We start from the raw sequence: 3,567 nt of genomic DNA on the forward strand, positions 1-3,567 counted from the left end.
TCCAGCCGCTCCAGCAGCAGCGCGTCCTCGCCCAGCACCGTCGCGATCGACAGAAGACGACCCGCCTGCGTGTAGCGGACATGGGGCTCCATCGGCGGATCTCCGAACCGTCACGCCGGGAACGCAACGAACCACTTCCGGTTGACCTATTGTGTAACTTTCTACCGCGACGTTCAAGTGATTGCCGCCGCCGCTCAACCGTGCTCTCCTGGCCAGCCGCATGCGTCACGACACGCCCGACCCCCCATCCCCACCCGCTGGCCGGCCCCCGCCTGTGCCCCTCAAGCCACGCGGGCGGAGCCAGGCGCGTGGCCACGCTACGGCCGCGGCCATCGACCTGCCCGCCCTGCGCGCCGCCTACGAGGCGGGCGCCAGCACCGTCGACCTCGCCGTGGCCCACGGCCTCGCCCGGACGACCATTCGGGACTTGCTCGAACGGGCGGGATGCACGGTTCGCACGGTGGCCCAGGCCCATGCCGTGCGGGAGCGGGCGAGCTACGTCCGCGCCGCGCGGCCAACTCCTGCGTCCGGGCGCCGGATCGTCCTCGATGTCTTCGGAGCGCCCTGGCGGGTGACCCACACCAGCCCGACCGGGCACGGCTTTGCGGTCGCGCGCGGCATCCGCGTGCCCGGAGGGCGCGGCAGCCCCGCGGTGATCCTGACCCCACCGCTGGCGGCGCATCTCGAGCGGCACCGCCTCGCGCCACGGCTGCTCGACCTGCCCCTCGGACAGAGCGTCATCGTGCGCCTGCGCCAGCGTCTCGCCCAGGATTTCGTGCGGGAGACCGCCGCCTGGTGGCAGGCCCGCCGGGACGACCTCGACCGCCTGCCGCCGGGGGCCTTCGCCGCCCGCCACGGCGTGCCGCGGAACACCGCGATGGTGATGCGCCGACGGCTGTGCGGCCCCCGGCCCGGGCGCCGGGCCTGGCTCGACGCCGCTGCACGAGCCCTGCTGCTCTTGGACCGACCCGCGGCCGAGGTGGCGACCCTGCTGGGGGAAAAAGCGGGATCTCGTCTACCAACTGCGGAGCGCGCTGCGCCGGCAGGCGGCGGCCGGTCCTGGGGCGTCGCACGTCCCGGCGCCGGGGTGACAGATCCGAAGATCCGCGTCCTGAAGACCCACTCGGCGCCCTCTCGCCGAGCAATGCGGGCTCTCTCTCGGGTAACGGAGCCGGTCGGGCAGGAATGCCGGATCTGCTCGGGACGGGGTCCGTGCTCCAGACGTCCGAAGCTGCCCCGGGAAGTGGTTCCGCTCGCAGACGGTCCCCGGCACCGACAAAGCCAGCGCCCTTGCACAGCCAGAGTTGCGGGCAGAGCCAAGACTGGAAGCGCTCGCGGTCACATGCCGATAAAACGATCGTTTTCCCGACGATCGCGACGGGTCGGCTTCCGCCCCTCGAAACGGCCGAGTTTCTGTCGGGAAAGTATGACTGGTTTTCTATTGCGGATTAAACCCCGCTGAATCAATATCCCGACATGTTCGTTGGATATGCTTGCGTCTCCACCCTCAACCAGAACCTCGACCTCCAGCGCGATGCCCTGATCAACGCCGGGCGCGAACGCCTGGACAACGCGACGACGCCCGAAAAGGCGTCGAATGTGCCTTCATACGCAACCGCGTCCAGGAAGCCGTGACAGGTTGGCTCGAGCCGCTTACGCTCCGGTGCACCTCAACAACGAAACCGCACGCCTTGTAAACAGCCCTCGGGACCCGCAATGTCCGGGATCGGTGCTCCATACTCGCCACGACAGGTCGGGTTCACCAACCCTCGTCAATTGAATCTGCGCGAGGGCTACATAAATGACATTAGCCAGTGTATGATGTCAGGGTGACGGTCGGGGTTAGAAGAAATTTAGGAGGCGACTTCCCATGTCACGTTTCAAGATGGTGGACGTGACGGTGGCCTTGTCCAGCGACCCCCGTCGGGATGACCTCAGCGAATTGCGTGACGCAGAGGCTCTCATGGCGGACCTTCGTCGCGAGGGTCTGGACGACCACGAGATCGCGTCCTTGTTGGGCCTGCAGACCCTCGCGGAGCAGGGTGTTCAGGTCCCCGCACCACGTACCCGGATCATGGAGCCGTATTAGACGACGACCCCGCCGAGCGCGAGGTAGCGTCGCAATCGGCCGACGGCTTCGATGTCCTCGCGGTACAGCGACCCCTTCCACGTAGCCATACCCTCCACCAGCAGGTACCAACCGAGCTTGACTTGCCTGCTCGTGTCCACGGTGGAGGTCACCAGCTTATCGAGCCGCGCCATGCCGCGGACGATGGAAGGCGGACCGTTCTCAACGAGCCTCGCGAGGGCCGCCTTCTCACGGTACGAAACCTCCGATTCCGGCAATCGATAGAGTTGTTCCAACAACTTCGACTGCGTGTACCCAATCGCCCAGTTCTCGGCATCCGGTAGGAAACCGGCCTTCGCCCAGATGTACGGGCCATGCATCATGGCCGTAAGGGCGAGCTTTTCTAATTCGAGCCGGTTCATTACCTCGAAGGCATTGCCCAGAATACGGCGTCCATAGGTTTGACCCTGGATATCCTCTCGCAAGGTGGTCTTGTTCAAATGAACTTGGTCGGCGTTGAGCTCGATGCCTCGTCCGCTGAATATCACCTGTTCGCCGAATTTGTCGAAAGCCCTGAACTCGACGCGGATCTCGTTCGCTGCGGGATCGATCATCGTAACCCTGAAGGTCTTGTCGAACGGCAGGCCCTTACTGAACGCATCGCATAATTCGCGAGGATAGAGATCCAGGCGACCGAATCGATCGTCCCACCAGCGTATCGCGTCGTCGCTGACCTTGCAGGTGATGACGAAATTGTCGGTCGTCCGGAACCTGTCCCGTAAAGCGTCGTCCAGCGGATTGGGAAACGGGTTCGGCGGACGCACGGCAGCCCTTGGGAGTTTGATTGAATACGCCGGTCGAGCCAGGGTTCGAGACGGGCTCCACGGTGGTATAGGCCCAAGCTTGGCCCATGGCCATGTCCGCCAACCATCCCGCGGATTGATTTCGCCGTCCCTGAAGAGCGGATCACGGGCCTGCCGGACGAAGGAAGGCATCCGATGACGACGCCTCCGCCCCGGTCGCCGTCGGTTCCCAAGTGCGCCGACGCTGGCGTGCCGGTCGCAGCGGCCCCGGGGTTGCGACGTCGGATGGGCCTGCGTACTTCGAACCTTCGGGAAACCGGCTGGATTTCGCCCTGTAGCCCTCTGCGCGGCGTTGATGGATTGGAAACTACTTGTCCCCAAGTCATAGATTTTGATACGATCACATCTGGCCTGTTCGGGTTTGATGCGATCCGGTCCCTTCTGAGCCGGCAAAACCTTCGGGAAACTTTCGGGACGGTTTGTGCCAATCTGGCTTCATAAAATGGATGCCACTTGTCGTCGGTCACGCGCAGTTTACGTACCAAAGCCACTTTTCGCCGCATATGAACGTCCGCGCCTTTGCAGACGTCCCTTGCCGTCTAGGGCCTGTCGTCGCCTGAACAGATTGGCTGGGCTTGCGTTTTCGTCTCTCTGATGGAGGAGGGACGATGCTGAGCAACGCGCAATGGGCTGATC

The 3,567-nt window shown here is 64.4% G+C and carries 2 protein-coding genes and 1 pseudogene; 2 read left to right on the top strand and 1 reads right to left on the bottom strand.

From position 1 onward, the window contains the following. Window positions 1-1,476: 1,476 nt before the first annotated feature. Window positions 1,477-1,566: pseudogene (locus ASG60_RS23070) on the top strand (recombinase family protein); the annotation flags it as partial. A 304-nt stretch (window positions 1,567-1,870) separates the two neighbouring features. Continuing rightward, window positions 1,871-2,089 (top strand): hypothetical protein, encoded by a 219-nt coding sequence (locus ASG60_RS16770; RefSeq protein ID WP_056386762.1) that lies wholly within the window; start codon window positions 1,871-1,873, stop codon window positions 2,087-2,089. Here ASG60_RS16770 and ASG60_RS16775 read toward each other — a convergent pair. Then, window positions 2,086-2,892 carry a hypothetical protein gene (locus tag ASG60_RS16775; RefSeq protein WP_056386764.1) on the bottom strand — a complete coding sequence of 269 codons (807 nt, stop codon included), beginning with the start codon at window positions 2,890-2,892 and terminating at the stop codon, window positions 2,086-2,088. The genes ASG60_RS16770 and ASG60_RS16775 overlap by 4 nt on opposite strands. Window positions 2,893-3,567: the final 675 nt, after the last annotated feature.

This window comes from Methylobacterium sp. Leaf469, from assembly GCF_001424745.1.
Lineage (GTDB): Bacteria > Pseudomonadota > Alphaproteobacteria > Rhizobiales > Beijerinckiaceae > Methylobacterium.